3 protein-coding genes are annotated in these 2,417 nt (G+C 46.6%); all 3 read left to right on the forward strand.

What is annotated here, in order from left to right; translation table 11 throughout:
* The coding region (locus NE536_RS22615; protein WP_261274096.1) for a TraU family protein at positions 1 to 480 on the forward strand (480 nt) is incomplete at its 5' end.
* Between the two features lie 22 nt (positions 481 to 502).
* Positions 503 to 1,243, forward strand: coding sequence for a type-F conjugative transfer system pilin assembly protein TrbC (gene trbC / locus NE536_RS22620; protein WP_261274097.1), 741 nt, complete (start codon positions 503 to 505; stop codon positions 1,241 to 1,243).
* Positions 1,240 to 2,417 (forward strand): conjugal transfer protein TraN (gene traN, locus NE536_RS22625; protein ID WP_261274098.1); only part of this gene is annotated, 1,178 nt, incomplete at its 3' end. The genes trbC and traN, both read left to right, overlap by 4 nt.

Below are 2,417 nucleotides of genomic sequence, written 5' to 3' on the forward strand. Positions count from 1 at the left end.
GATGAGTTGTCTTTTATTCTCAATCCCGAAGCCATTTTATTTGGCAATATCGTGTCACAACTCGCTTGTGCCACCGAAGCCGTGGCCACTTCGACCAACAGTGTGTTGCCCTTTGATTTTCTGTTTTGGTGTATGGGCTCACAAGGCAGTGCTTACCCCCTGACTGGCACCACCAATTACCGCGACACGCCAATTCAGGCGGGTACGTTGATTTTAGAGCGCCTGAACTACAAATTGCATCGCCAAGGCATCGTATGGGAATCCCACGGTGAAGACGGCGCGATTTGCTATCAAACGCCGATGCCCCTCATGCCCAAATCCCGCTATCGCTATCAAATGACCAACACCATACCCGATGCGCTATGGGCGCACCCTTACACCACGACAACGGTGATCTGGGAAAGTGGCCACGATAACCCTGTGTCGGGTGACAACTTTGGCTTTATCAACTTCAAAAAACGCAATTGCGTGTTTTTGTGACCAATAAGGAGAGGGATTTTCGATGAAAAAGTTTGAGACCAAATTACCAACAACATATACCGCGTTATGCACAAAAATTGTGGATAACAGCCTATTTTCACATTCATTTAAAGGCTTAGCCCTGCTCGTGAGCTTATGGTGCCTTGGATCAATTTCACAGGTGTTCGCCCAAACGGATTACAGTATTGACGAATTAAAAGCGCTGTCGATGCGAGAACGTCACACATTACCCCCATTGAACATAGACCAAGCCGCGCTGTTTGATAAAGCCCGTCAGTTCGAAGCGCAAAGCAAAGGCCAATTAGACAACGCACTATCACCATTGCTCGATGCAAAACCCAACCCCAGCGCCGATGCTAATGGTGTGATGGTATTTGTGTCGTTGGGTATGCCTGCGACCAGTTTGCAGCAGTTACTCATGCAAAGCGCAGACTTACAGGTGCCACTCATTGTGCGCGGTGTACTGCCTCAAGGCTTTACCGCCACCGTTAAACAGATGAATCACCTTATCGATAACAAGGGTAAAACCATACAGAGCGGTTTTGCGATTAATCCCCAGTGGTTTACGCAATTCGGCATTACCCAAGTACCCGCCTTTGTTGCTGTAAGACCCAACAAATGTCAGGCAAAACAGCCCTGCAGTACCGATGACTTTGACGTGATTTACGGCAACGTTTCGTTGTATGACGCGCTGAACTTACTTGCACAACACGGCAGCATTCCCGATGTGGCAGCGAAGACATTAGCAAAGGGGGCGAAATGACTCAGTTGAATAATGCCTTAATCCTCAGTGCCATCCTCACATTGAGCGCCGCCTTGCCTGTTATGGCGGCCAACAGCGAAAAGGATTACCGCAACAATGTGCAGTGGGCCAAAGACAGTATCAAGCAGAATCAGAACAAAGCGGGTTACACCGGTTTTGACGTTAACAGCCTATGCAAAGATGCGACATGTCAGCAAGAAGTCGCTAACCCGAGCGAAAGCCGTTACTACAACAACCCAAGCGCCATGGACAGTGCCAAAATGCAAGGCATGAGCACGGATGGCCAAGCCCAAGCCGTGACGAGTGGCTTTAATAATGGCCGCCCGACGATTGATGAAAACGATCCGGCATACCATACCGCCGTTGGCTATCAAAATGATGCTTACAATATCAGCCATGGCATTTCATCTAAATATCATGACTGTGAAAAAGGGCTCGTTTGTGAAGTCGATTCTCAGCCACGTTCTTGCACGTTGCCCACCAATAATCCGGTGCAATGCTACCTAACACCCTTTGTCAAAAGCACATCGGTTAAGGAAGTGGCGCATTCATACAGCTTAACTGGCACACCACCGTTTACTATTGACATTAAATTACCAAACCCTAATGTTAAGATCGTCCGTGTTCAATTTAAAGGTGAGTATCGTTCTATAGCCATTGATGCCGAATTATCAATTGCATTAAATGGTACGTTTATAGGACATGTTCTAACAGAGAGAGCCCCTGGTACATGTGTTGCTAATCAACCTTGCGCAATGAGTGTAAACAGTTCATTAACCACAGAAAATTATGATATTAAAGCATCCCCATTAGCGGTTCATATAAGTGCAAATTGGGATTTTTACTTTAAAATTGAGTTACAGAATTTACCCATCACTATCATCACCACTGAAACGCATGTTGAAGTCGGTTACAACAACAGCTGTGGTGCTGTTCTTCCTGAGTGCCAACAAGTCCAATCTCAATGCGTAGAAGGTAAAGAAACGCGCATGATTAATGGGATAGCCGTGACATTGGATTGCTGGAAAGAACAAACCACCTATCAATGTGCCTTTCCCAATACCTGCACCACCCTCGCAGATTGCAGCATTCAATCGACCAGTTGTGAAACCCAACTTGGCGGCGTTTGCATTAAAGATAAACAACAACGCCTATGTGATAAACAGCAATGCCG

The sequence above is a fragment of the Shewanella septentrionalis genome (genome assembly GCF_025370265.1).
Classification (GTDB): Bacteria; Pseudomonadota; Gammaproteobacteria; order Enterobacterales; family Shewanellaceae; genus Shewanella; species Shewanella hafniensis.

Bases quoted from the DNA above. Each gene is read 5' to 3' on its own strand.
- trbC (WP_261274097.1), top strand. From the start codon at position 503: ATGAAAAAGTTTGAGACCAAATTACCAACAACATATACCGCGTTATGC.